This window comes from Flavobacterium sp., from assembly GCF_965657075.1.
GTDB lineage: Bacteria > Bacteroidota > Bacteroidia > Flavobacteriales > Flavobacteriaceae > Flavobacterium.
On sequence record NZ_CBFHMV010000007.1, the window covers coordinates 76781 to 103013 of the forward strand.

General features: G+C 30.8%; 22 protein-coding genes. 10 read left to right on the forward strand and 12 right to left on the reverse strand.

Features of this window, described 5'->3' with window-relative positions; translation table 11 throughout:
• Positions 1–40 precede the first annotated feature (40 nt).
• Entirely contained in the window at positions 41–4192 is a 4152-nt protein-coding gene (locus ACTF56_RS06540) for a choice-of-anchor L domain-containing protein (protein ID WP_438966108.1), read from the forward strand.
• A 2-nt stretch (positions 4193–4194) separates the two neighbouring features.
• Here the strand turns inward: ACTF56_RS06540 and ACTF56_RS06545 are convergent, their stop codons facing one another.
• On the reverse strand, positions 4195–4638 hold the full coding sequence (locus ACTF56_RS06545) for a nucleoside deaminase (RefSeq protein ID WP_438966109.1): 444 nt from the start codon (positions 4636–4638) through the stop codon (positions 4195–4197).
• A gap of 60 nt (positions 4639–4698) precedes the next feature.
• Here ACTF56_RS06545 and ACTF56_RS06550 point away from each other — a divergent pair, with 60 nt between their 5' ends.
• From ACTF56_RS06550 to ACTF56_RS06560, 3 genes are read left to right on the forward strand one after another with little or no spacing between them, the layout of a single operon-like run.
• Positions 4699–5589: an energy transducer TonB gene (locus ACTF56_RS06550; protein ID WP_438966110.1), complete on the forward strand. Its 891-nt coding sequence runs from the start codon at positions 4699–4701 to the stop codon at positions 5587–5589.
• 37 nt (positions 5590–5626) lie between these two features.
• Positions 5627–7402, forward strand: coding sequence for a 1-deoxy-D-xylulose-5-phosphate synthase (locus ACTF56_RS06555; RefSeq protein WP_438966111.1), 1776 nt, complete (start codon positions 5627–5629; stop codon positions 7400–7402).
• Positions 7395–8303: a DUF3078 domain-containing protein gene (locus ACTF56_RS06560; protein WP_438966112.1), complete on the forward strand. Its 909-nt coding sequence runs from the start codon at positions 7395–7397 to the stop codon at positions 8301–8303. The genes ACTF56_RS06555 and ACTF56_RS06560 overlap by 8 nt, the downstream gene beginning before the upstream one ends.
• A 1-nt stretch (position 8304) precedes the next feature.
• Here ACTF56_RS06560 and ACTF56_RS06565 read toward each other — a convergent pair whose 3' ends face one another.
• The 7 genes from ACTF56_RS06565 to ACTF56_RS06595 form a co-directional block, all read right to left on the reverse strand.
• On the reverse strand, positions 8305–9645 hold the full coding sequence (locus ACTF56_RS06565; protein ID WP_438966137.1) for a deoxyguanosinetriphosphate triphosphohydrolase: 1341 nt from the start codon (positions 9643–9645) through the stop codon (positions 8305–8307).
• 21 nt (positions 9646–9666) lie between these two features.
• A complete protein-coding gene (locus tag ACTF56_RS06570; RefSeq protein WP_438966113.1) occupies positions 9667–10137 on the reverse strand; it encodes a GNAT family N-acetyltransferase in 471 nt (156 codons plus the stop codon).
• 36 nt (positions 10138–10173) lie between these two features.
• Positions 10174–10683, reverse strand: a complete 510-nt coding sequence (locus ACTF56_RS06575) for an RDD family protein (RefSeq protein WP_438966114.1) — start codon at positions 10681–10683, stop codon at positions 10174–10176.
• A gap of 5 nt (positions 10684–10688) precedes the next feature.
• Positions 10689–10913, reverse strand: coding sequence for a hypothetical protein (locus tag ACTF56_RS06580; protein WP_438966115.1), 225 nt, complete (start codon positions 10911–10913; stop codon positions 10689–10691).
• Between the two features lie 99 nt (positions 10914–11012).
• Positions 11013–13454: a ribonucleoside-diphosphate reductase subunit alpha gene (locus tag ACTF56_RS06585; protein WP_438966116.1), complete on the reverse strand. Its 2442-nt coding sequence runs from the start codon at positions 13452–13454 to the stop codon at positions 11013–11015.
• Between the two features lie 212 nt (positions 13455–13666).
• Entirely contained in the window at positions 13667–14644 is a 978-nt protein-coding gene (locus ACTF56_RS06590; protein WP_438966117.1) for a ribonucleotide-diphosphate reductase subunit beta, read from the reverse strand.
• Between the two features lie 302 nt (positions 14645–14946).
• Positions 14947–15513 (reverse strand): DUF3109 family protein, encoded by a 567-nt coding sequence (locus tag ACTF56_RS06595; RefSeq protein WP_438966118.1) that lies wholly within the window; start codon positions 15511–15513, stop codon positions 14947–14949.
• A 166-nt stretch (positions 15514–15679) separates the two neighbouring features.
• On the opposite strand from ACTF56_RS06595, the gene ACTF56_RS06600 reads away from it, so the two are divergent.
• Positions 15680–15880, forward strand: a complete 201-nt coding sequence (locus ACTF56_RS06600; protein ID WP_438966119.1) for a hypothetical protein — start codon at positions 15680–15682, stop codon at positions 15878–15880.
• A gap of 29 nt (positions 15881–15909) precedes the next feature.
• Positions 15910–16518: an FAD-dependent oxidoreductase gene (locus ACTF56_RS06605; RefSeq protein WP_438966120.1), complete on the forward strand. Its 609-nt coding sequence runs from the start codon at positions 15910–15912 to the stop codon at positions 16516–16518.
• A 13-nt stretch (positions 16519–16531) separates the two neighbouring features.
• Here ACTF56_RS06605 and ACTF56_RS06610 read toward each other — a convergent pair whose 3' ends face one another.
• The 3 genes from ACTF56_RS06610 to ACTF56_RS06620 are packed head-to-tail and all read right to left on the reverse strand — an operon-like array spanning position 16532 to position 19147.
• Positions 16532–18115, reverse strand: coding sequence for a S41 family peptidase (locus ACTF56_RS06610; RefSeq protein WP_438966121.1), 1584 nt, complete (start codon positions 18113–18115; stop codon positions 16532–16534).
• A gap of 4 nt (positions 18116–18119) precedes the next feature.
• Positions 18120–18548 carry a deoxycytidylate deaminase gene (locus tag ACTF56_RS06615; protein WP_438966122.1) on the reverse strand — a complete coding sequence of 143 codons (429 nt, stop codon included), beginning with the start codon at positions 18546–18548 and terminating at the stop codon, positions 18120–18122.
• 2 nt (positions 18549–18550) lie between these two features.
• Positions 18551–19147, reverse strand: a complete 597-nt coding sequence (locus tag ACTF56_RS06620) for a HupE/UreJ family protein (RefSeq protein ID WP_438966123.1) — start codon at positions 19145–19147, stop codon at positions 18551–18553.
• A gap of 129 nt (positions 19148–19276) precedes the next feature.
• Here ACTF56_RS06620 and ACTF56_RS06625 point away from each other — a divergent pair, with 129 nt between their 5' ends.
• Positions 19277–19708 carry a TerB family tellurite resistance protein gene (locus ACTF56_RS06625; protein ID WP_438966124.1) on the forward strand — a complete coding sequence of 144 codons (432 nt, stop codon included), beginning with the start codon at positions 19277–19279 and terminating at the stop codon, positions 19706–19708.
• Between the two features lie 57 nt (positions 19709–19765).
• On the opposite strand, the gene fbp is transcribed toward ACTF56_RS06625, so the two are convergent.
• Positions 19766–20770 (reverse strand): class 1 fructose-bisphosphatase, encoded by a 1005-nt coding sequence (fbp, locus tag ACTF56_RS06630; RefSeq protein WP_438966125.1) that lies wholly within the window; start codon positions 20768–20770, stop codon positions 19766–19768.
• Positions 20771–20883: 113 nt separating this feature from the next.
• Here fbp and ACTF56_RS06635 point away from each other — a divergent pair, with 113 nt between their 5' ends.
• The 3 genes from ACTF56_RS06635 (at position 20884) to ACTF56_RS06645 (ending at position 26159) form a co-directional block, all read left to right on the forward strand.
• A complete protein-coding gene (locus ACTF56_RS06635) occupies positions 20884–21360 on the forward strand; it encodes a GNAT family N-acetyltransferase (RefSeq protein WP_438966126.1) in 477 nt (158 codons plus the stop codon).
• 27 nt (positions 21361–21387) lie between these two features.
• On the forward strand, positions 21388–22641 hold the full coding sequence (locus ACTF56_RS06640) for an aspartate kinase (protein ID WP_438966127.1): 1254 nt from the start codon (positions 21388–21390) through the stop codon (positions 22639–22641).
• A gap of 116 nt (positions 22642–22757) precedes the next feature.
• Complete coding sequence (locus ACTF56_RS06645) at positions 22758–26159, forward strand: hypothetical protein (protein WP_438966138.1); 3402 nt, start codon at positions 22758–22760, stop codon at positions 26157–26159.
• The last annotated feature ends 74 nt before the right edge of the window (positions 26160–26233 follow it).

Genomic DNA, 26233 nt, shown 5'->3' on the forward strand with positions numbered 1-26233 from the left:
GCTACTTTTGCCAAATTAGTTTTTAAAACCAAAAATTAACATGAAAAAAATAATTATTATACTAGTTGTTTTTATCTCAAATAATAGCTTTTCTCAGGCAGTCAGTATAGATAACACTACTCAAACTCCTATTAGTATTGTAAATACACTGCTAGGTAATTCTTGTATTGAAGTCAGCAATATTTCTATTTCATCGGCAGAATCTGTTGGATATTTTAATAATAATAATTCTTCATTTCCAATCAGTGAAGGAATAATTATAAGAAATGGAAACGCGAAATTTTCGGAAGGCATCTATACTGGGGATAATTTGGACAGTCAAATTAATTTTAACAACGATCCAGAATTACTATCAATTATTACAGCACAAGGTATTTCAGGAAACATAACCGATGTTGCTTTTTTAGAATTTGATTTTATTCCTTTGTCAAATAATTTTAGTTTTGACTTTCTATTTGCTTCTAATGAATATGGTCAATATCAATGTTCGTCGTTTGATACATTTGCTTTTCTCTTGACGGATTTAACCACAAATGTTACCACTAATTTAGCAATAATACCTGGAACAAGCACACCAGTATCTGTTTTAAATATTAGAAAAAACACTTTTAATGCTGGATGTTCTTCTGCAAATTCGCAATTTTTCAGTACTTATAACGTCACAAATCCAGCAGCTTCAACAATTAATATGCGTGGCTATACTAAAATCATGAATGCCTCTTCATCAGTAACTCCAAACAATCCCTATAAAATTAGGATTGCCATTGGAGATTATTTTGATTTTCGATATGATTCTGCTGTTTTTTTGTCTGCCGGAAGTTTTATTACAACTATTGATTTAGGTGAAGATACGACCATGTGTTCAGGAAATACTCAAACTATTACTACAGGTTTAGATGATGTTTTTTACAATCATGTTTGGACAAAAAATGGAATAGTTTTAAGTGAAACCAGCAACGTATTAACCATAACAGAAGCAGGGACTTATGCTGTTACAATAACAACTAACAATTCGTCATGTATCGTAACAGACGAAATAATTTTTAACGATTTAACCCTAAATCCACCTGTTGATTTAGTTTCATGTTTTTCCACAACTGGTGCATCACATGATTATAACTTAACAACAAACAACGAAGTATTATTAGAAATTGATGATGCCATTTATGATATATTTTATTATTCATCTCTTGTAAATACTACTACTAACACATTTATCTCTCAAACAAACGCAACTAATTATTCTAGTTTAGGAAACGAAACTATTTATATTAAACTTTTTAACACTCAAACCAACGAATTCTGTGATGCTATTTACAGTTTTAACTTATTGGTAAATAATGAAATTATTCCTATAACACCACCAAATTTAAGCGAGTGTGTTCAATCTAATACAACTTCCGTAAATTTAGAAAGTCATTATTTAAGTTCAAATCCAATTAATCCACTTGAATTTAGTGTGAAATTTTTTGAGTCTTTAGAAAATGCTGAAACTTCAATGGATGCAATTACAAATCCTTCATCTTATTCAATCCCGAATGGTGTTTTAACTAAAACTATTTGGGTTAGAATTACCGACGTAAGTTTTCCTGATTGTTTTGCTATTATATCCTTTGAAATAATCATCAATCCACTGCCTCTAGTTGATGTTATTGATAGTCCATTAATTGTATGTACAGAATTCATTTTACCGGTACCAACAAACGGTAATTATTTTTCTGAACCTAACGGAAATGGCACAGCTTATTTTGGAGGAGATGTTCTCAATGAAACTGGAACTTATTATATTTTTAACGGTCCAGATGAAAATGGTTGTGTTAATGAAAGTTCTTTTTATCTATATGTAATTGATGAGTATACAATTGAATTAGAGCATTGTGGAAAATACATCATTCCATCTCCAATAGCTGGTTCCTTTTATACTGATTCAGCAGGACCTTTAGGTAGTGGAACAATAATTCCACCTGGCACTATACTAATTAGCAGTCAATCCATATTTTTTTATGCAGAAGTAGATGATATAGTTTGTAGAGATGTGGAATTTCAAATTATCATACACCCTTTACCACTTGTTGATCAGTTAAGTAATGTGGTTACTTGTTTTAGTTATACTTTACCTGTGCTTACTAACGGGAATTATTCAGGTTCTTTTGTTGCTGGAGATGTAATAACTCAAACTAGAACTTTTACTATTGTAAATGGACCCGATGAATTTAATTGTTCTAACAGCAGTACTTTCAAAGTTACCATTATACCCAACGTTGTTGATAAAATAGTATGCGGAAAATATACTTTGCCTAATTTAGCAGTTGGTGATTACTATTTAGAACCAGGAGGTCCAACTAATCCCAACAATACAATAGTTCCTGAATTAACTGAAATTACTACCTTAGGAACTTCAACTTTTTATGTTTACGCGAATACTACTACAACGCCAAATTGTACTTATAACTTGTCTTTTCAAGTAACTATAAACCCAAAACCAATTGTTGATGAATTAGACGATGTTACAGAATGTGGTAGTTATATTTTACCTCCATTAACAAATGGAAACTACTTTCTGTTATCAGGAGGTCCTTCTGCATCAAATCAAGTAAGTTATAACGCTGGTCAAATAGTGGATTTGTCTGGAATCCGTTTAAATCCGGGAACATTTTATATATATTCTCCTCCAAATGAATTTGGATGCGACAATGAGTCTTCATTTCAAGTTACGATAAACCCCTTGCCGCAAACTCCTGAAGTTCGTGACTTTTCAAGATGCCAACCTTATTCGTTACCCAATCCATCCGCAGGAAATTATTATACAGAACCAAATGGGCCCAACGGAACTGGCGCAATAGTATTACCTAATACCGTTTATACTGAAACTAAAACTTTTTATCTGTACAGTCAAAATCCAACAACATTATGTTTTGTGGACAAACCATTTACAGTATATTTTAATACTATTGACTTACCAGATTATGATGATGTTTTCGAATGCGATACTTATACTTTACCAAATCATACCCATCTTCCATTATACCCTAACCAATATGAAATAAATTATTACAGTCAACCAGGTGGAAATATGACAGATATTATTGATCCATCTGCATATACTTTTTCAACTGTTGGTACTTTCGATGTTTATGTTTGCGCTACTAACGGAGATCGATTTTTTGCTTGTAACGAGGAAAAAAGTTTTACAATAACCATTTCTGAAACCCCAAGTTTAAACTCTTTCTCAAATATTGAAAGTTGCGGCTCGTTTACATTACCAAATTTGCCATCAAGTAATTTTAATATCAACTACTATAGTGAAACCAATGGTGTAGGATTAATTTTACCAAATAATTATACTTTTAATACACCTGGAACTTATGATGTTTTTGTTTATGCAGACAATCCAAATAATTCCAATTGTAATGATGAAGAACATTTTATATTAAAAATAAATCCTTTGTTGGATTTAAATATTAACGATGAAATTATCTGTGTAGATCCAATTACTAGAGCTCCAATTGGAACAGTAACATTACAAAGTGGATTAAACCCAAATTTTTTCGAAGTAAATTGGTTTTTTAACAACCAACTTGTTTTTACTGGGCCAAATTACGCAACAAATCAATCAGGATTATATACTGTAGAAACAACAAAACTGACACCCGAATTTGGTACTAATTGTAATTATGCAAGTACAATTGTACAAATTCTTGAATCAAGTAACGCAATTGCAACAATAAACCAATCCTCAGATTTTGATGAAATTGCAAATTTAATCATTGAAATCAATAGTGGATTAGGAACTTATGAATTTTCATTAGATGGTGGACCATACCAAACAAGTAACATCTTTAACAATGTGAGTTCCGGAGAACATATTGTAACAATAAGAGATACCTATGGTAATTGTGAAGAAGTAATATTAGAAACAATAGTCTTAAAATATCCGCACTATTTTACTCCAAATGGAGACGGAAATAATGAAACTTGGAATATATTTGATATGCAAGATTTTCCTGAAGCAATGATTACAATTTTTGATAGATATGGAAAATTAATTAAACAATTTTCACCAGCTACTTTTGGATGGGACGGTACTTATAATGGTCACAAATTACCCGCAACCGATTATTGGTTTGTGGCAAACTATACAAGAAATGGACAAGTAAAAGAATTTAAAAGTCATTTCTCTTTAGTGAGATAAGACTATTTTCTCCTCTTTCTAAAAAATGCTCTCATTAATAGGGAGCATTCTTTTTCCAAAACACCAGCAATAACTTTTGTTTTTGGATGCAATTGAGTTCCCATGTTCAAAAAACCTCTATTTTCATCAGATGCGCCATAGACTATTTTAGAAATTTGACTCCAATACAAAGCACCCGCACACATTTGACAAGGTTCAAGAGTAACATACAAAGTGCAATCCCTCAAATATTTTCCGCCAATAAAGTTTGCTGCACTGGTTATGGCTTGCATTTCGGCATGAGCAGTAACATCGTTTAACAATTCGGTTAAATTGTGGCTTCTTGCTATTACTTTATTATCAACAACAATAATGGCACCAACTGGAATTTCGTCCTTTGCAAAAGCTACTTCAGCTTCTTGTAAAGCTTTTTTCATAAAATACTCATCAGTAAATACATCTATCATAAGAACAAAATTACAACTATTTGGAATAATTTTTGTTACAAGTTTAAAAACTATACTACTATGAAAAATTTACTACCAACAATTCCGAAACCTTGTAATGAAAATTGGAAAAAGATGCAACCCGAAGAAAAAGGAAGATTTTGTCAATCTTGTGCCAAAACAGTAATAGATTTTACTAAAAGCTCAAAAGCTGAAATTTCTCAATATTTCCATGAAAATAATAGCATTAAAACCTGTGGAAGATTTAAAAGAGAACAATTAAAAAGTATTACTATTGAAATTCCAAAAAATTTAATTTACAAACCAACTTCTTTCAGAAAAGCATTTCTACTAGCCCTTTTCATAACAATGGGAACAACCCTTATTAGTTGCAAAGATGAAAACAATACGGTTCATAGACTTGGAAAAGTTGTTGTGATTGAAGATAGTATTTCAAACAACAAAGACACCTTAGTTAATACTGTAAATAAAACCGATTCTTTGATTGAAAAAGAAAAGATAAAAAGTAAACTAAACAGATCAAATTTAACGCCTCGACCACAAATACATACTATGGGAATTATTGAAATAGAACCAATAATTACAGGTGAAATCATCATGACCCCAAGTAACGAAAAACCAGAAACGATAAATCTAAATAAAATTTATAATGCTGCCGAAGTTGAAAAGGTTCCCACTTTTTCAAATAACGAAATTGAATTTCAAAATTACATGACTAAAAACTTAACTATTCCTGAAAACATAATTGAGCCAATAACAACAATTGTACAATTTGTAATAAACAAAGAGGGCAAACTTGTTGACTCAGTCGTAATAAAAGGAAAATACGAAGCAATAAATCAACAAATTATAAAAGCACTCCAAAATTCACCACTTTGGATTCCTGGAGAAATTAAAGGTGAAAAAGTAAATGTAAAAATGACTTATCCAATTCGAATAAAACCTCAATAATCTAAAAACAAAAGCTTAAATTTGCTTTTTGTATTTTATGAACAGTCCATTTTTATCTCAAATAAACAATCCCACAGATTTAAAGAAACTTTCTCTAGATCAATTGCCTCAATTAGCCAAAGAGTTGAGAGGTTTTATAATTGAAATAATTTCAAAAAGTGAAGGCCATTTAGGAGCAAGTTTGGGTGTTGTTGAGTTAACCATTGCACTTCATTATGTGTTTAACACTCCAAATGATTTATTGGTTTGGGATGTTGGTCACCAGGCCTACGGTCATAAAATACTAACCGAAAGAAAAAATGCTTTTGAAACTAACAGAACGTTAAATGGCATTTCAGGCTTTCCCAAAAGAAGCGAAAGTATATTTGATACCTTTGGCGTAGGGCATTCCTCAACTTCTATTTCTGCAGCTTTAGGAATGGCAATTGCTTCCAAAATTAAAGGTGATTTTGAAAAACATCACATTGCAGTAATTGGTGATGCATCAATTGCAAGCGGAATGGCTTTTGAAGGTTTAAATCATGCTGGTGTTACAGATGCGAATTTACTTGTAATTTTAAATGATAATGCCATCGGAATTGATCCAAGTATTGGTGCTTTAAAAAATTATTTAACAGCCGTTAAAGAAGGAAAAAATCCAAAACAAAACAACATCATCAAATCATTAAACTTTGATTATTCTGGACCAATTGATGGACATGATTTACCTAAGTTAATAAGTGAATTAGAACGTTTAAAAAAAGTAAAAGGACCCAAATTCTTACATGTAATTACTACCAAAGGTAAAGGTTTACAATTGGCTGAAGAGCATCAGGTAAAATACCATGCACCAGGAAAATTTAACGCCATAACAGGAGAAATTCTTTTAAAAAATGAAGACAATTTACCTCCAAAATTTCAGGATGTTTTTGGATTGACCTTAGTTGAATTGGCCGAAAAAAATAAAAAAATTATAGGAATTACACCTGCAATGCCAAGTGGTAGCTCCATGAAATACATGATGGAAGCTTTTCCACAAAGAGCTTTTGATGTTGGAATTGCCGAACAACACGCGGTGACTTTAGCTGCAGGAATGGCAACGCAAAATATGGTGGTTTTTTGCAACATCTATTCTACATTTATGCAACGTGCTTATGATCAAGTAATTCATGATGTTGCTTTACAAAATTTACCTGTTATTTTTTGTTTGGATAGAGCTGGTTTGGTGGGTGAAGATGGTGCTACACATCATGGCGTATTTGATTTGGCTTACATGTCGTGCATACCTAACATTATTGTTTGTGCTCCAAAAGATGCTATCGAATTACGAAATATAATGTTTACTGCTTCAGAAGGTTTAAATCATCCAATAGCAATTCGTTATCCTAGAGGAAGAGGAGAAATTGTCGATTGGAAAAAACCGTTTCAAAAAATTGAAATTGGCAAAGCAAAATGTTTAAAAGAAGGTTCCAAAATAGCAATTCTTTCCACAGGTACTATAGCTAGTAATGTAGAAAAAGCATTTCAAAGTATAGAAAATAATACAATTGCGCATTATCATTTTCCGTTTGTTAAACCATTAGACTACATTTTTTTACAAGAAATTTCTAAGCAATATTCACAAATTATCACCATTGAAGATGGAACAATAAAAGGTGGTTTTGGGAGTCAAATCAATCAATATATGTTAGAAATTAATGCCAATTGTTCCATAAAAAATATTGGAATCCCTGATGATTTTATAGAACATGGTTCCATCCTTCAATTACAAGAAATTTGCAAAATTGACGTTTCCTCATTAATTAAATTATTCAATTCGTTTTTAAATGATTAAAAAAAATTTATTTATTGGCCTACTTTTAATGAGCTTTACTTCTTTACAGGCTCAAAAAATAATAACCCAACTTCCTGACACCATCTCCAATTGGAAAAAAGAAAATAAAATTGGTTTTGATGTTTCTCAAAATGCTTTTCTAAACTGGAACGCTGGAGGAAATAATTCGGTGGCTGGTTTACTAAAAGGTAATTTTAAAAGAGATTATATTGAAGATAAATGCAATTGGCGTAATGAATTGATATTTAGATACGGAATTAACAAACAAGAAGGAAGAGAAGTTAGAAAAACCGATGATCAGTTGCAAATTAATTCAACTTTTGGATACAGAAGCGATACCATTTCCAATTGGTTTTATGCTGGTAAATTTAATTTCAATACACAATTTGCTAACGGTTATGCCTATCCAAATACCGATTTAGCCATTTCTAAACCTTTTGCTCCTGCTTATGTTTTTTTAGGAATTGGAACAGAATACAAAAGAAAAGATTTAAACTTAAATGTTTATATTTCTCCATTGACACTAAAAACAACTTTTGTTTTTGATGAACGATTATCAAATCAGGGTGCATTTGGTGTAGATGTTGGGAAAAAACATCGTACTGAAGTTGGTTTTCTTTTGACGAATAATTACAAGACTGAGATTTATAAAAACATGGTTTTAGAAAACCGATTGAGTCTATACAGTGATTACATTAACAACTTTGGAAACATTGATGTTGATTGGCAAATTATATTAGAAATGACTGTAAATGAATACGTAAAAGCAACTATTGGCACGCATCTTTTATACGACGATGACATCAAATTTAAAGAAGAAGAAAATGGTGTTCAAGTTATTAGAGGACCAAGAATTCAGTTGAAACAAATGCTAGGAATTGGTTTTGTATATTCGTTTTAAACTACCTATAACCGTTAATTGTTTTATATAAATCCAAAGCTTTTCCATCGGTCAACATGGATATGTAATGGCAAATGTGTAAAAGTCTTTCATAAAGATTTTCCTTTTGATCTTGATATCGTTCAGGTAACATTTTAAGAACAATTGCATCATAATTTGAAGCTGTTCCTTCGATCGTGTTGTTGTATGCCGTACAAAATTTATCTAAAAGTGTATGAATTACTTTATATCCTACTAACTCTTTTTCAATAACTTCTCTGCTTTGATAAACATTTTTTATACTGATTTGTATGATGTCATTCATTTGTGCTTTGTATTGGCTTTTATCCATCAATGAATAAGGAAATGCTCCTTTTAAAATAGCTTCCTCATTTTCAATAAATATCTTCACCGCATCTTGAATCAAACTTCCTATGGCTAAGGCTCGTAAATAACTAATTCTATCTTCTTTAGTAGTTAATGAATGATATTTGTTGGTGTCTATAGCGTTTTTAACCAGCTTAATTAAATATTCTAAAGCAAATTCTTCTTGAATTAAACCTAAATTAATTCCGTCTTCAAAGTCAATTATGGTATAACAAATATCATCAGCTGCTTCTACTAAATAAGCTAATGGATGGCGTTCAAAACCAATATTATTTGCTGATTTATTATTTAATAGGCCTAATTCATTAGCAACATCGCAAAAAAACGATTTGTCATTTTGAAAAAAACCATACTTTTTATCACAAATTTTTGAGGTTGGCTTTTTAGGCAAACTCTCTTTTGGATATTTCATAAAAGCGCCTAAAGTTGCATACGAAACTCTCAAAGCACCTTCAACTCCTTTTCTAGAAGAAGTGAGTACTGAAAATCCATTGGCATTTCCTTCAAAATCAATTAAATCTTGCCATTCTTTGTCGGTTAGCTGTTTTTTAAATTGCTGACCGTTTCCTGTTTTAAAATATTCGCCAATAGCTTTTTCTCCAGAATGTCCAAAAGGTGGATTTCCTATATCGTGAGCCAACGCTGCTGCTGCTACAATAGCCCCAAAATCATTCATGTGATAGCCATGTTCATTGGATAAATAAGGATATTTTTCAATTATTTTTTTTCCCACTAATCTTCCTAAAGAACGTCCGACTACTGAAACTTCTAAACTGTGCGTTAATCTATTGTGTACAAAATCCGTTTTTGAAAGAGGAATGACTTGAGTTTTATCTTGTAAACTTCTAAAAGCAGACGAAAAAATGATTCTATCGTAATCTACTTCAAATCCTAAACGCGTATCATCTTCTTCTTTACGAAGTCTTTTATTGGTATCACCGTGTCTTTTTAAAGATAATAATTGTTCCCAGTGCATCATAAGAAAGTTACTTTTTGATTAATGATTTTTGATTGTGGAAGTTGTGAATTCTTTTCTAAAGCAAATGCTACTTGCTACTCCAACATATTGTCCGTAATTTGGAATGTTTTTATATCCAAACTTTTGATAAAGAGCAATTGCTTTTTCTAATTTTTGAGAAGTTTCTAACTGGCATGAAACAAAATTCATTTCTTTTGCCCATTCTTCTAAAGCCGTCAGAATTGTACTTGCAATACCTTTTGATCGAGCATTAGGTACAACAAACATTCTTTTAATTTCTCCTACTTTTGGATTAATTTCTTTTATCGCACCACATCCTAAAGGAATAGCGTTTTCATAAAAAATTAAAACATTTTCAATATAAATTTGATTGTATTTAGCAAAAAAATCTTTTTCATCGCCATCAATTTCAACTAAAAAATCATCAAATAAATTACTTAATAATTTAAAATCCTCATGATTGGAATTTGTTCTAATCAAATGTTTCATTTTGGATAATTTGTTGAATAGTTGATTGAAAAAAAATTAAATTTCGCTACCTATTTCTGAAATTGAATCGATACTGTTTTTGATTTCATTATATTTTTTCAAATCAACAACAACTGTGTCCGACCATGTATCATGCCATCCTTTTGCTTCATTTCCCAAAAAAGAAAAGCCTTCAAAAGGTACAATTCTACTTAATGATCTGTATAAAATTTTATCTGCTTCAGGTTTTGAACCGTCAATCATAAACACCTTAGTGTTTGTAAAGTATTTTCCAATAGTTCTACTAGTCAGACTTTCGAAGAACATATAATAAATCAAAAGAAAAACATACGAAATTACATAATCGGCCAAAGTACTAATGTTTTCCAACGCATTTAAAAGCTCTTCGTCGCCACTTATTTGGGCATACATGGCAATTAGAACACCTACAAGAAAAGTCACTATAAATCGCACTATCATGTCGATAATAAAATTGGCAAATCGTTTTTCTTTTGAGGCTAACATTTCGTTAGTAATTCGAATTTTGGTTTCTTTTTTTGAATTCATAGATGCTACTCTTTTTCGTTGGCTAAGAAAAATAATTTAGATTTTTTTGGATATTTATCGTAGCTGATATCGCTTGGATTTTCTATAACAGATTTTAAATTAACTTCATCACCAATTTTGAAGTTAGCTACTGTGTATTTATAATCTAACAAATAAGCACCACAGAAGAAATTTCCGTCTGCATCTTGTTCTATTTTTCCTGTATAAACTCCTTTTTTATCTTTTGACATAACTTTTTATTTATTTTTTCAAATATACTTTAAATAAGTAAAACAGCCATCAAATTAATGATAGCTGCTTTTCTTATTTATCTTTAATTTAATTTATAATTAAGATCCACACATTTCACAATCCTCTGGACCAGCATTTTTGGCTAATTCAACCATTGCTCTGTACTCTTCTGCAGACATTGCTTGCGGCTCAACCATTGAAGGTACTGCTACTTTTAAAGGTTCTGCTTTAGGTTCTTCTACTAATGCAGCTGCTACAGATTCTTGTTTTTTATCATTATTTAAGGTAAACTTGATAGCATCAACTGCTGCTTTAGTTCTTAAATAATACATTCCTGTTTTTAAACCACTTTTCCAAGCGTAAAAATGCATTGAGGTTAGCTTAGCATAATTAGCATCTTGCATAAACAAATTCAACGATTGAGATTGGTCAATAAAATAACCTCTTTGTCTAGACATGTCAATAATATCTTTCATTGACATTTCCCAAACGGTTTTGTATAGTTCTTTTAAATCTTGTGGAATGGCATCAATATTTTGTACAGAACCGTTATGACGCATAATTTCTTGCTTCATGGTTTCGTTCCACAAACCTCTATCTACTAAATCGTGTAATAAATGTTTGTTTACAATGATGAATTCTCCTGAAAGAACTCTTCTGGTATAAATATTTGAAGTATAAGGCTCAAATGCTTCGTTATTCCCTAATATTTGAGAAGTTGAAGCTGTAGGCATAGGAGCAACTAATAGCGAGTTTCTAACACCATTTGCAAGAACTTCTTTTCTTAAAGCAGCCCAATCCCAACGACCTGATAATTCTTCGTCTTTAATGTTCCACAAATTATGTTGGAATTCACCTTTAGAAATTGGTGAACCTTCATACGTCGAATAAGGTCCTTCTTCTTTGGCCATTTCCATAGAAGCTGTAACAGCAGCATAATAAAGTGTTTCAAAAATATCTTGATTAACTTGTTTTGCTTCGTCACTTGTAAAAGGCAAACGCATCATGATAAAAGCATCTGCTAAACCTTGAACTCCTAATCCAACAGGTCTGTGTCTTAAATTAGAATTTTCAGCTTCTTTTACAGGATAGTAATTTCTATCTATAACTTTGTTTAAGTTTCTAGTAACTCTTTTGGTAACTTTAAACATTAAATCGTGATCAAACTTGCCGTCTTTAACAAACATTGGCAAAGAAATGGAAGCTAAATTACAAACGGCAATTTCGTCTGGAGAAGTGTATTCCATAATTTCTGTACATAAATTTGAAGAACGAATTGTTCCCAAATTTTTCTGATTTGATTTACGGTTAGCTGCATCTTTATACAACATATACGGAGTTCCTGTTTCGATTTGAGATTCTAATATTTTTTCCCAAAGTTCACGAGCTCTAATTTTTTTTCTTCCTTTTCCTGCAGCCTCGTATGAAGTGTATAAAGCTTCAAATTCGTCTCCATAAACATCGCATAAATCTGGACATTCGTTAGGACACATTAAAGTCCAGGTACTATCTTCTTCTACTCTTTTCATGAATAAATCGGAGGTCCACATAGCAAAAAATAAATCTCTTGCACGCATTTCTTCTTTACCTGTATTTTTCTTCAAATCTAAGAATTCGAAAATATCGGCATGCCAAGTTTCCAAATAAATAGCAAAACTTCCTTTACGTTTTCCACCACCTTGATCTACATAACGCGCTGTATCGTTAAAAACACGTAGCATTGGTACAATTCCATTAGAAGTTCCATTGGTTCCTCTAATATAAGAACCCGTTGCTCTTACGTTGTGAATAGACAAACCAATTCCACCAGCAGATTGAGATATTTTTGCGGTTTGTTTTAGTGTATCATAAATTCCGTCAATACTATCATCTTTCATAGTTAAAAGAAAGCATGAAGACATTTGAGGTTTTGGTGTTCCAGCGTTAAATAATGTTGGTGTAGCGTGTGTAAAAAACTTTTTAGACATTAAGTCGTAAGTTTCAATTACCGATTCTAGGTCATTCATGTGAATTCCGACAGAAACTCGCATTAACATATGTTGAGGGCGCTCTACAATTTTTCCGTTAATTTTTAACAAATAAGAACGCTCTAAAGTTTTGAATCCGAAATAATCATAATTAAAATCTCTTGTATAAATGATATGAGAATTTAAAAATTCTGCATTCTCTTGAATTACTTGATGTACCTCATCAGACAACAAAGGGGCTTTTTGATTGTTTCTTGGGTTTACATAATGATACATATCATTCATAGTTTCCGAGAATGATTTTAGCGTATTCTTATGCAAGTTAGAAATGGCAATTCGTGCAGCCAACTGAGCATAATCAGGATGTGTAATGGTCATTGCAGCAGCAGTTTCAGCAGCCAAATTATCTAGTTCAGAAGTAGTTACGCCATCATACAACCCTTCAATAACCCTCATTGCCACTTTAACAGCATCTACCATGTCATTTAATCCATAACAAAGTTTTTTAATTCTATTGGTAATTTTGTCGAACATTACTGGCTCTTTATGGCCATCTCTTTTTACTACGTACATACTTTAAAGTGTTTTGTAAAATAGAAAATCCCTTCCCTATTTTGAGTTATTTGTTAATTTGTTTGTTTGTTGCCCTGAAGGCTATTTTTGCCAAAAGGGATAAGAGCACAAGGCTTTCAATGCCTTGTGTTTAGATTTAAATTATAATTGTATTTTTATTAAATACGATTTTTAATTGTTCTATTCGGTTATAATATTTGTGCTATAGAATACTAGAAATCAGCATCAAAACTAATTTTTCCAGCCTCTGCATCAGTGTTCATTACACCTGCTTTTTGATATTCAGCAACACGTTTTTCAAAAAAATTGGTTTTTCCTTGAAGTGAAATCATATCCATAAAATCAAAAGGATTTGATGAATTAAATACCCTTTCGCATCCTAATTCTACTAACAATCTATCGGTAACGAACTCTAAATATTGCGTCATTAAAGTAGCATTCATACCAATTAAACTTACAGGTAAAGATTCTGTAATAAATTGACGCTCAATATTTAAAGCATCTACAATAATTTCTTTAATTCGTTCTTTAGGAACCTTATTTATTAAGTGATGGTTGTGTAAATGGACAGCAAAATCACAGTGCATTCCTTCATCACGAGAAATTAACTCATTAGAAAATGTTAGTCCTGGCATTAAACCACGTTTTTTCAACCAATAAATTGAACAAAATGAACCTGAAAAGAAAATTCCTTCAACTGCTGCAAAAGCAATCAATCGTTCTGCAAAAGAATCAGAAGATATCCATTTTAAAGCCCATTCTGCTTTTTCTTTAATTGCAGGAAATGTTTCAATTGCATGAAATAATTTACTTTTTTCTACTTCATCTTTCACATAAGTATCAATCAAAAGAGAATACGTTTCACTGTGAATGTTTTCCATCATGATTTGGAAACCATAGAAAAATTTTGCTTCAGGATATTGCACTTCATTTACAAAATTTTCAGCTAAATTTTCATTAACAATTCCGTCAGAGGCAGCAAAAAAAGCTAAAATATGTTTTACAAAGTAACGCTCGTCGTCATTTAACTTATTGTTCCAATCCGTTAAATCTTGGTGCAAATCAATTTCTTCTGCCGTCCAAATACAAGCTTCTTGTTTTTTATACCATTCCCAAATATCTTGGTGTTTGATTGGAAAAATAACAAAACGATCTTTGTTTTCTTGTAAGATGGGTTCAACTGCTGTCATGATTTTATATTTTGGTGTGTGTTTTTATTCTTTTTTGATGTTTACAAAGTTGACAAATTATTAATTGAAATGAAAGTCAAACTTATTCACAATCGCAAGAAGTTTTTAACAAAGGGTAAAAAAAATCTTACCTCTAAAAATTTTTTAAAACTCTGTAATACAGCATATTACGAATTATAAAACAAATGTTAAAAACAACTAAAACAGTAGTAAATACAACAGATGAGAGCTTTTTGAAGTGTGAAAATAATGTTAAAATGGTTTTCAAAAATCGAATACAAAAAAATGAAAATACCTAATTTTTATTTTTTTAATTCTTGTGCAATTTTATCCAACTCATTATACCATTCTTGACCAAATTTTCTGATTAAGGATTCTTTTAGGAAAACATAAACAGGCACACCAAGTTCTTTACCTAAATCGCAAGCATCGTCACAAATATGCCATTTATGATAATTGACAGCCGCAAAATCAGCATATTCTTTTATTCGAATTGGGTATAAATGACAAGAAATTGGTTTTTTCCAGGTAACAATTCCTTGGTTATAGGCTTGTTCAATGCCACAAAGAGCAGTTTTACCGTCAAAAATAACATAAGCACAATCTTTACCATCAATAAGTGTGGTTTCAGGTTCACCGTCAAAACCTATAACAGATGTACCTTGTTCTTCAATAGCTTTTATGCCTTCTTTACGTAAAAAAGGTTTTACTTTTGGATAAATTTCCTTTAAAATATCAGTTTCCTCTAAACTTAAAGGTGCACCTGCATCGCCATCTACACAACAAGTTCCTTTGCAGGCAGAAAGGTTACAAACAAATTCTTTTTCTAGAATTTCTTCCGAAACAATGGTTTTGTGAAGCTGAAACATATTTTTAGATTTTTATATTTTCGGAAAAAGATTTTCGGAAATTTATTTGAAGCAAAGATATATAGATTTTCGAATTATAAGTTTTCAAAAGATACTTTTTATAATGTAACGTTAAATACAAGCAACACTTTTGACAATATTATTATATTTGTAAAAATTTAAAAAAATGAAAATATTTAGTTACGTAATAATAGCAATATCATTGGCTTTAATTATTTTTAACTTTACTAAAGTAGATTTTAGTAATCCTTTTGAAGGAAAAAGTACCGTTGCACTAATTGGAGTTGTTAGTGGATTTTGTGCTATTTTTTTAATGTTGATTTTTAGGATTTCTAAGAGTATTGAAGAAAAAAGTAAAGAGGATTAAATTAAAAATTTTAAAAAAAAATTGCTTTTATGTATGATGTTTTGATAATTGGCGGTGGTGTTTCTGGAGTTTCTTGTGGGTTGATTCTTGGTTCAGCTAAGCAAAAACCTTTCGCATTGGACAAAAAAATTGGAATCATTATGCATCAAAAAGCATCTTCTTTACAAAATGCTGTTTTTAATAATGCCTACGGAATTGCTTCAGGGAAATTAGGCTCTGAATTATTAAAAGAAAGTAGCGAACATCTGCAAAACTCGTATCCACATGTTGAACAAATTACTAACGAGAAAGTAATGGAAATAGTGGGTGAAAGTGGCGATTTTACTGTAATTACGAATAAAAATAGCTATAAGACTAAGCTAATTTGCATTGGAATTGGTGCTTCAAATCCGTTTGGAATTACTGGTTTAAATGAATTTGTTATTCCACACAAAAAAACTGCTGTAGAAAAAAACAGAATTCAACTGCAAAACAAGGATCATTTGGTAAAAGCAGGAATCTATGTGATGGGAACTTTAGCTGGTCATAGAAGTCAACTTGCAATTGCTGCTGGTAGTGGAGCTGCTGTTGCAACGGATATTTTAACCTTTTGGAACGATGGCAATCCAGTTCAGGTTCACGATGCTTTAGGTAAGTAATTAGTCAAAATTCTTATTTATTTTGTTCTAAAACCTTCTTAATCATAGCATCTTGATAAAGAATTATTTGATAATAAGAATCCTCATCATACAATTGACGCACAAATTCTGCATATAAAAAGGTTGCAATTTTCTCTTTATACTTATTGACTTCTATGGGAAAACCACTTTCCGTTAGATAATTTTTATAATCTTTAAGGTATTTTGGGTTGTTATAAATTTCATTTTTTAAAGATTCTTTATTGAATTTATTGAAGTAAGCTCTATCCTTATCTAATTCTTCAAAAACAAAATAACTGGCATTTCCTGATTGTAAAATATAAGTCAAGGCTTCGTTGGCATGATTCTTAGCACTTTCCAAAGGCACAAAAATATCAGGAGTAATACCACCTCCACCATAAACAATTCTGCCTTTTTTGGTTCTAAATTTCAGGCTATCAGCAACTTTTATGCTATCAGCTTCATACAATTCACCACTTTCAAAACGTTTTTGAAATTCATTAAAATAACCTTCAGCTTTATCTTTATAAGGTTTTTGTATGGAACGCCCTGATGGTGTATAGTATCTTGCAATTGTTAATCGCACCATAGAACCATCTCCTAAAGGCATTTCTCTTTGGACTAAACCTTTACCAAAAGAACGTCTTCCTATAACCAATCCTCTATCATTATCCTGAATAGCTCCAGCAATGACTTCACTGGCAGAAGCACTATTTTCATTAATTAAAACGTATATTTTTCCTGTTTCAAAATTTCCTTTTTTAGTTGCAAAAGTTTTGTCTTCTGTTCCTTTTTTATTGATAGTTTTAACAATAAGTTCTTTGTCTTTTAAAAACTCATCGGCAATTTCTGAGGCAATTTCTAAGTAACCACCACCATTATCTCTTAAATCGAGAATTAATTGTTTAGCCCCAAGATTCTTGAGTAATATAATGGCTTTTTTGATTTCGTCATAAGAACTTTCAGCAAATCTGTTTAATTTTATGTAACCAATTTCATCTGTAACTAAAGTAGCAACATCAACACTTTTTATGGGAACTACACCTCTTGTAATGTTGAGTTTGATTTTTTTGTTTTCAGATTTGCGAAAAATAGTTAGAGCAACTTTAGAACCTTCATCTCCTTTAAGTTTAGAAAACAGGTATTCATTTGTTAGTTTTTTATTGAATAATTGAAAATTGTCAGCAAATAGAATTCTATCACCTGCTTTAATTCCAGCTTTTTCGGAAGGACCATTGGGAATAGGTTTTAACACAACCACAGAATCTTTGTAAATATAAAAATTAATACCAATTCCTACAAAATCACCTTTCATAGATTGGTTAATTTGTTCCACATCATTTTTAGCAATGTATACTGAATGTGGATCTAGTTTTTCTAAAATTCCATTCACTGTCAAATCTACAATTGAATCTGTATTAACATCATCAACATAATCCTTATCGATATAATTAATAAGTTTTTGAATCTTATCTATGTGTGGATTTCTTGAAAATACTTGGTTGGGCATAAAAGAATTTATAAAATTGCCTAATAGCAAGCCAAAACCGACTGCTAAACCTAAAACTATTGGCAAATAAATTCTACTTATTTTCATTTTACTATTGATTCAAATCGTTGATTAGTTGAACTTCTACACCTGCATTTTTTAAAAAATCTATTCCCGAAGTATCTTTGTATTCATTATAATATACCACGCGTTTTATTCCCGATTGATGAATAAGCTTACTGCAATCTTTACACGGAGAAAGCGTTATGTACAAAGTTGCACCTTCACATGATTGCGTGGAACGTGCCACTTTCAAAATCGCATTGGCTTCTGCATGAAGTACAAACCAATGTGTGTTGTTGTCTTCGTCTTCACAACAGTTTTCAAATCCTGAAGGAGTACCGTTATAACCGTCAGAAATGATCATCTTATCTTTAACAATTATGGCACCGACTTTTTTTCTTTCACAGTAGGAAAGTTGTCCCCATTCTTTTGCAATTCTTAAATAAGCCTTGTCGTATTTTATTTTTTTTTCTGACATAATTATCGATTCCAAATTTCGCTTTTAATTACCAAAGGTATTACAACACCAATTATAAATGATGCCATTACTAAAGTCCAATCGCGTTTAGAAAATCTAAAAACAGTTTGAACCAAATAGGATAGGAATAAAACAATAAAAACTACAATTAATTGTGCTGCTTCAATTCCTAAAGCAAATTCTAAAGATGGAAGAAGCTTATCAGATGTATTTCCTGGTAAAATGGCTTTAAAATAATTAGAAAATCCCAAGCCATGAATAATTCCAAAAAACAAAGTAATGATAGCAACGAATGAAATATTATCGTTTTTTTTATTGGTCTTGCCAGCTGTAAATAAATAATACAAAGCAGTAACAAGTATTGTTATGGGAATTAAAAATTCAACTAAATTTACTTTCACAGAAATTATTCCAAACACTGAAAGCAGTAAAGCTATGGTATGACCAATAGTAAATAAAGAAATCAATACTAAAACCCTACTCCAATCTTTAAAATGGTAAGGAATAATTAGTGCCATTAAAAACAAAACATGGTCATAAGCATTAATATCTAAAACATGTTTAAGACCCAAGTTGAAATACACCCAAAATTCTGACATTCTTTACAATTTTTTAAAAATCAAACTTACAACTATTTTTCAAAATTTTAAAATGATAGTAAAAAGCTTAAGAAAACTTTTTAATAAATTCTAAATATAAAGTATATTTGCAAAATTAAAATTAAAACTATGTCATTTTCAGATTTATTTGATAACGAATTCAAGAATAGAAATAAAGGTCATTTTTCAGCAATTGTAAGAGTAGCTTTGTCTGACGGAGCGTTAACTACTGAAGAAAAAGCCTTTTTAGACAAATTGGCAATTCGCTTAGAAATTTCTCCAGCAGAATATGAGGAAATTCTTGAAAGTCCTTCAAAATACCCTATTAATCCGCCTGTATTGCATACGCAAAGATTAGAACGTTTGTATGACTTATCTAGAATGGTATATGCTGACCACATTTTAGGTCCAAAACAAAAAGCAATTCTTACTCGTTTTGCCTTAGCTTTAGGTTTTACGCCAAGTAATGTTTCTTATATTGTTGACAAAGCGTTGTCTTTATTAATATTGAATGTAGATTTAGATACTTTCATGTACGAAATGACTCATATGAATAAGTAATTATTAAATGATTATAAAAAAAGCTCCAATTGGTATTTAACTTTTGGAGCTTTTTTATTATGAATTTTTCATAAATTCTTCCGCTTTTTCAACCATGTTATAACTTCCACAGAAGAATGGAACACGTTGATGCAATTCTGTCGGTTCAATTTCCATGATTCTTTGATAACCATCAGAAGCTTTTCCACCTGCTTGTTCTGCTAAAAATGCCATTGGATTGCATTCATAAAGTAATCTCAATTTACCGTTTGGAGCTTTTGAACTGGTTGGATAAATGTAAATTCCTCCTTTAATCATGTTTCTATGAAAATCAGACACTAAGCTTCCTATATATCTAGATGTATAGGGCCTATCACCTTCTTCGGCTTGACAATATTTTAAGTAATCCTTTACACCTTTAGGAAAATGAATGTAATTTCCTTCATTTATTGAATAAATAGTTCCATCCTTTGAAAATTGCATGTTGGGATGTGAAAGATAAAAAGTTCCTATGGCAGGATTTAAAGTAAAACCATTAACCCCATGACCAGTTGTATAAACCAACATAGTTGATGTTCCATAAATTACATATCCAGCTGCCACTTGATTAATTCCAGGCTGCAAAAAATCCTCAGATTTTACTGGCGTACCGATAGGTGTTACTCTTCTGAATACTGAAAAAATCGTTCCTACAGAAACATTAACATCAATATTTGAAGAACCGTCTAAAGGATCCATCAAAACTACATATTTGTTGTTGTGCGAATTATCACTTCCTGCTACTGTAATAAAATCATCGTTTTCTTCAGATGCAATTCCACAAACAATTTCTCTATTGATCAACGTTTGAATAAAAGTATCATTAGCAAAAACATCTAATTTTTGTTGGTCTTCGCCTTGAATATTTTGTTCGCCAGCAGCACCAACAATATCCACTAAGCCGGCTTTATTCACTTTATAATTTACAACTTTAGCTGCTAAACGAATAGAATTTATTATTCTAGACAATTCACCAGTTGAATATTGAAAAGCGTTTTGATTTTCAATAATATATTCCCCTAAAGTTTTGTTTCTTTCTTCCATTTCGAAATCGTTGTAGTTGTGTTAATGGCACAAATATCGTATTTTTTGTGAAAAGAAATAAGATTTTTAGGTATATGTTTTTCTTAATCTTATTTTTGCTTAAATTTTACATTATGACCGTTAGAAAAGGAACAAAAGAAGATATGAAAGCGGTACTCGATTTAATTATTGAGTTGGCTGTTTTTGAAAAAGAACCTGATGCTGTTGTGGTAACTGAAGAAGATTTAATTAGAGATGGATTTTGTTCAAACCCTTTATTTTATACTTTTATTGCCGAAAATAATGGTGAAATTGTAGGAATGGCTTTGTATTATTACAGATATTCTACTTGGAAAGGCAAAACCATTCACTTAGAAGATTTAGTGGTAAAAGAAAGTCAACGTGGTACTGGTGCAGGAATCGCTTTGTATAGTGAAATCATAAAACAAGGAAAAAAAGACAATGTCAGAAGAATTGAGTGGAATGTTTTAGATTGGAACGAAAATGCCATAAAATTCTACGAAAAATCAGGTGCAAATATTCTAAAAGATTGGTACGTTGTTCAAATGAACGAAATTGGAATCGATAACTTTTTAAATCTTAATACTTAATACTCTTATCTTAATACTTACGAAAGAATGAAAATATTCAAATTTGGTGGTGCTTCAGTTAAAGATGCTGATGGTGTAAAAAATGTTTTAAACGTGCTTAAAACAGTTGGTCACGATGATGTTTTAATCGTGATTTCTGCCATGGGAAAAATGACCAATGCTTTGGAAGAAGTTATTAAAAACTATTTTGACAAATCAAGTGAATTCAATGCTTCTTTGCAAGAAGTTAAGAAATACCACAATCAAATTTTAATGGATTTGTTTGAAGACGAAGACAACGATGTGTTTTTCGCTGTAAATAGCCATTTAGCCGATTTAGAATATTTTTTAAGAAGCAATAAATCACCAAATTATAGTTTTGTTTATGACCAAGTAATTAGTTATGGTGAAATTATTTCTACAACAATTGTAAGTCACTATTTCAACGAACAAGGTTTAACAAACAATTGGATAGATGTTAGAAATTTCATAAAAACCGACAATAATTACAGAGATGGAAATGTAGATTGGGAACAAACCCAACAATTAATTTCAAAAGGAGTTCAAAAAAACAACCTAAATATTACTCAAGGCTTTTTGGGTTCTGATGAAAATAATTTTACCACAACATTAGGAAGAGAAGGTTCAGATTACACGGCTGCTATTTTTGCTTATTGTTTAGGTGCAGAAAGTGTAACCATTTGGAAAGATGTTCCAGGTGTAATGAATGCTGATCCAAGATTTTTTGAAAACGCTATCCTTTTAAATCAAATTTCGTATCGTGAAGCTATTGAGTTGGCATTTTACGGAGCCAGTGTCATACACCCAAAAACATTGCAACCGCTTCAAAGAAAAGAAATTCCACTGTTTGTAAAATCGTTCATCAATCCACTTTTACCAGGAACTTCGGTTTCTAAAGGAGCTGATTTAGATCCTCATACACCTTGTTTTATCATTAAAAGAAACCAATTATTACTTTCGTTATCTTCATTAGATTTTTCCTTTATGATGGAAGATCACATGAGTGAAATTTTTGCCTATTTTGCCGAATATAAAATAAAAGTAAACTTAATTCAGAATTCAGCTATTAGTTTTTCTGTTTGTATTGAAGACAAATATGGAAATTTTGAAGCTTTGAAAAATAGTTTAGCTAAAAAATTTAAAATTTCATTTAACGAAAATGTTTCGCTTTTCACGGTTAGACATTTTGATGAAGAAGCCTCTCAAATTGTAGAACAAAACAAAACAATTTTACTAAAACAAATTTCTGAAGGTACTTTACAAGTTGTGACTAAAGAATAGCAGATTTACGCCACAGATTTACATTTTAAGTAATAATTTGCAAGTTTGTGGCAAAACTATTTTGAAGCAAAACCCAAAAATTATACTACTTTTGAAAATTGAGAGTTATAGTATTTATGGGCAAGAATTGGTTTTTGTGGATTAGTTTGTTTTTTGTTTCGGGCATTTTGGCTCAAGAAACACAAACTCCTTATAAATCAAAAAAAATTGTTGCTACAAAAGATACTATTTCTTTAGAAAAAGTTAGTATTAATAAAGCTTTCTTCAAAGTTTTAGATAAAGATGGAATTGAAATCGATTCCACTTCTTACAAAATTGACTTCAAAAGCGGGAAGTTACTTTTCAAAGAAAATTTCACTTCAAAAGATACACTCGAAGTCAAATACTTAACATTTCCTGAATTTTTGACCAAAACCTATTCCATTTATGATGAAAACAAAGTGGTTCCCAATGAAGCTGGGCAACTTTTCGCTATAAAAAAACCTAACAAAAGCACTTTCAAACCTTTTGATGGTTTAAATACCAATGGAAGCATAACTAGAGGTGTTACTATTGGAAATAATCAAAATACGGTTGTAAATTCAAATTTAGATCTTCAAATTACAGGAAAATTATCGGATAAAGTTAGTTTACGAGCTTCTATTCAAGATAGTAATATCCCTTTGCAAGATGGCGGATATTCACAAAAACTGGATGAATTTGACCAAATTTTCATCGAATTATTTTCTAACAAATGGAACATCAGAGCAGGAGATTTATTTTTAGAAAACAGAAAATCTTCCTTCTTAAATTTCAATAAAAAAGTTCAAGGAATTTCTTCTCGTTTCACATTCGGTTCTAACGAAAACAAAACCGATATTTTTGCTTCAGCTGCTTTAGTTCGTGGACAATATGCTCGAAGTGCTTTTACAGGTCAAGAAGGCAATCAAGGTCCTTATAAATTGCGCGGAAATAATGGTGAATTGTATGTGTTAGTGATTTCGGGTTCTGAACGCGTTTTTGTGAATGGAATTTTATTAACTCGAGGAGAAAACAATGATTATATTATAGATTACAATGCAGGTGAAGTGATTTTTACGTCTTTATTTCCAATAACTTCCGAAATGCGTATCAATGTGGAATATCAATATACAGATAGAAATTATACCCGATTGGTAACCTATGCTGGAGCTACTCATGAAACTAAAAAATGGAATATTGGTGGCTTTCTATATTCAGAAAATGATGTGAAAAATCAACCCTTACAACAAAATTTATCGCAGGAACAAATAACGGTTTTACAAAATGCTGGTGATGATTTAACATTAATGAATGCTTCTTCTGCGTATTTGGACAGTTATTCTGAAAATAAAATTTTGTATAAAAAAGTATTTATTTCTGGTGTTGAAGCTTTTGAATATTCAACAAATCCTGATGATGAATTGTATAATGTCCGCTTTAGTTTAGTTGGAAATAATCAAGGGAATTATATTCTAGTAAACAATCAAGCTATTGGAAAAATATACGAATACATTGAACCCATTGCGGGAATTCCACAAGGAAATTATGAACCTATTGCTCGTTTAATAGCTCCAACAAAAATTCAAATTGCTACTATTTTAGGAGGTTTTAATCCTTCTGAAAAAACAAAAGTTGATTTTGAAATCGGGATTAGCAATAATGATCAAAATTTATATTCATCGTTAAATGACGATAATAATAATGGAATTGCGGGAAAAATAAATACAAAGCAAAGAATTTTAAACAAAAAAACAGTTGTCGATGGTTTTGCTAATTTTCAATTTATTCAACAAGATTTTAAAACTATTGAACGTTTATTCGCTATAGAATTTAATCGGGATTGGAATTTAACTTCACCAAAAGGAAATCAAAGACTTTTAATTTCTGGATTAGATTTTAATTTCAATAAAAAAGGCTTTGCAAAATATCAATTAGAGAAATTGGATTTTTCAGAAAATTTTTCTGGAACAAAACACAGTCTTTTTGCTAATTATAAACATAAAAACATCCATTTTTTCAACCAAAGTAGTGCCATGAAAAGTGATGGAAGTTTTTCTGATACAAAATTTATTAGAAATCAAACCAAAGCAAAATACAATTTCAAAAAAAACTGGTTTGGTGGAAATTTTAATTATGAAAACAATTTAGAACAACTTGCAGCAAGCAACGAATTTTCAGCTTTGAGTCAAAAATTTTCAGAATATGGTGCTTTTATTGGTCGTGGCGACTCCACTAAAGTGTTTTTAGAATTAGGCTATTTACAAAGACAAAATGACAGTTTACAAAACGGAATTGTGCAACGAGTCAATCACTCGAATTCCTATTATCTAAATTCACAATTAATTAAAACAGAAAAAAGTAATTTAAGTGTTTTTATAAAATACAGAACTCTAAAATTTGAAAACACCAATCAAAAAGATCAACCCTCATTAAACTCTCGAATAATTTATAACGATCGTTTTTGGGATCAAATAATACAATTATCTACCATTTATGAAAATTCTTCTGGAACTATCGCCCAACAAGAATTTACTTATTTAGAAGTTGAACCAGGACAAGGAGTTTATACTTGGAACGATTACAATGACAATGGAATTCAGGAATTACAAGAATTTGAAATAGCTCCATTTCCTGATTTAGCCAAATATGTTCGCGTATTTTTACCTAATCAAATATTTTTACAAACACACCAAAATAAATTTTCACAATCGCTAACTTTTAACCTAAATCAATGGCAAAACAAAAAGGGTTTTAAAAAATTTATGTCCAAATTTTACAACCAAACGTCTTATTTAATTGATAGAAAAATTAATAGAAATACTACTGATTTTGATTTAAATCCTTTTTCAAACTCTAGTGAAAACTTAGTTGGATTAAATAGTAGTTTTCGAAATAGTCTTTTTTACAATAGAGGCAAACAAAACCATTCCATTACTTACAATTTTTTAACCAATGATGCTAAAAACTTACTTTCTGTTGGTTCTGTTGAAAACAGAGCAAAATCACATCAATTGCAGTATCAGCATTTAGTTCAAAAAACTTGGTTATTCACTTTGGCAGGAAAAACCATATTTAGTGCCTCTTTTTCAGAAAATTATCCGACTCGAAATTTTGAAATAGAAGGTTTTCAGGCCAGTCCAAAAGTTGCTTATCTTTTTTCAAAAAATGCCAGTTGGGATGTGTTTTATGAATTTCAAAACAAAGAAAATCAAATAGGTGCTTTTGAAAGTTTAAATCAAAACCGATTTGGAAGTTCGTTCACATTTAATAGTGAAAAAGGCTTTAGTGTTAATGGCGAATTTTCATTGTATAACAATTCATTTGAAGGTAATTCGCTATCAGCCGTTGGATTTCAACTCTTAGAAGGCTTGCAAATTGGAAAAAATCAAACTTGGCGTTTGTTTCTTCAAAAGAATCTAACTACCTACTTAGACATTAACATAAATTATCAAGGGCGAAAAAGCGAAACCTCTAAAATAATTCATACAGGAAATGTGCAATTGAGGGCTTTCTTCTAGGAAATTATTTTAAATTCTTATTAAAATAAGGTATTGCCATCTTTTTTCTTTATTTTTACTTTTCTAAAATAAAA

Excerpts from the sequence above, each read along its gene's own strand:
- ACTF56_RS06540 (WP_438966108.1), top strand. The coding sequence starts at position 41 with ATGAAAAAAATAATTATTATACTAGTTGTTTTTATCTCAAATAATAGC.
- ACTF56_RS06545 (WP_438966109.1), bottom strand. The coding sequence starts at position 4,638 with ATGATAGATGTATTTACTGATGAGTATTTTATGAAAAAAGCTTTACAA.
- ACTF56_RS06550 (WP_438966110.1), top strand. The coding sequence starts at position 4,699 with ATGAAAAATTTACTACCAACAATTCCGAAACCTTGTAATGAAAATTGG.
- ACTF56_RS06555 (WP_438966111.1), top strand. The coding sequence starts at position 5,627 with ATGAACAGTCCATTTTTATCTCAAATAAACAATCCCACAGATTTAAAG.
- ACTF56_RS06560 (WP_438966112.1), top strand. The coding sequence starts at position 7,395 with ATGATTAAAAAAAATTTATTTATTGGCCTACTTTTAATGAGCTTTACT.
- ACTF56_RS06565 (WP_438966137.1), bottom strand. The coding sequence starts at position 9,645 with ATGCACTGGGAACAATTATTATCTTTAAAAAGACACGGTGATACCAAT.
- ACTF56_RS06570 (WP_438966113.1), bottom strand. The coding sequence starts at position 10,137 with ATGAAACATTTGATTAGAACAAATTCCAATCATGAGGATTTTAAATTA.
- ACTF56_RS06575 (WP_438966114.1), bottom strand. The coding sequence starts at position 10,683 with ATGAATTCAAAAAAAGAAACCAAAATTCGAATTACTAACGAAATGTTA.
- ACTF56_RS06580 (WP_438966115.1), bottom strand. The coding sequence starts at position 10,913 with ATGTCAAAAGATAAAAAAGGAGTTTATACAGGAAAAATAGAACAAGAT.
- ACTF56_RS06585 (WP_438966116.1), bottom strand. The coding sequence starts at position 13,454 with ATGTACGTAGTAAAAAGAGATGGCCATAAAGAGCCAGTAATGTTCGAC.
- ACTF56_RS06590 (WP_438966117.1), bottom strand. The coding sequence starts at position 14,644 with ATGACAGCAGTTGAACCCATCTTACAAGAAAACAAAGATCGTTTTGTT.
- ACTF56_RS06595 (WP_438966118.1), bottom strand. The coding sequence starts at position 15,513 with ATGTTTCAGCTTCACAAAACCATTGTTTCGGAAGAAATTCTAGAAAAA.
- ACTF56_RS06600 (WP_438966119.1), top strand. The coding sequence starts at position 15,680 with ATGAAAATATTTAGTTACGTAATAATAGCAATATCATTGGCTTTAATT.
- ACTF56_RS06605 (WP_438966120.1), top strand. The coding sequence starts at position 15,910 with ATGTATGATGTTTTGATAATTGGCGGTGGTGTTTCTGGAGTTTCTTGT.
- ACTF56_RS06610 (WP_438966121.1), bottom strand. The coding sequence starts at position 18,115 with ATGAAAATAAGTAGAATTTATTTGCCAATAGTTTTAGGTTTAGCAGTC.
- ACTF56_RS06615 (WP_438966122.1), bottom strand. The coding sequence starts at position 18,548 with ATGTCAGAAAAAAAAATAAAATACGACAAGGCTTATTTAAGAATTGCA.
- ACTF56_RS06620 (WP_438966123.1), bottom strand. The coding sequence starts at position 19,147 with ATGTCAGAATTTTGGGTGTATTTCAACTTGGGTCTTAAACATGTTTTA.
- ACTF56_RS06625 (WP_438966124.1), top strand. The coding sequence starts at position 19,277 with ATGTCATTTTCAGATTTATTTGATAACGAATTCAAGAATAGAAATAAA.
- fbp (WP_438966125.1), bottom strand. The coding sequence starts at position 20,770 with ATGGAAGAAAGAAACAAAACTTTAGGGGAATATATTATTGAAAATCAA.
- ACTF56_RS06635 (WP_438966126.1), top strand. The coding sequence starts at position 20,884 with ATGACCGTTAGAAAAGGAACAAAAGAAGATATGAAAGCGGTACTCGAT.
- ACTF56_RS06640 (WP_438966127.1), top strand. The coding sequence starts at position 21,388 with ATGAAAATATTCAAATTTGGTGGTGCTTCAGTTAAAGATGCTGATGGT.
- ACTF56_RS06645 (WP_438966138.1), top strand. The coding sequence starts at position 22,758 with ATGGGCAAGAATTGGTTTTTGTGGATTAGTTTGTTTTTTGTTTCGGGC.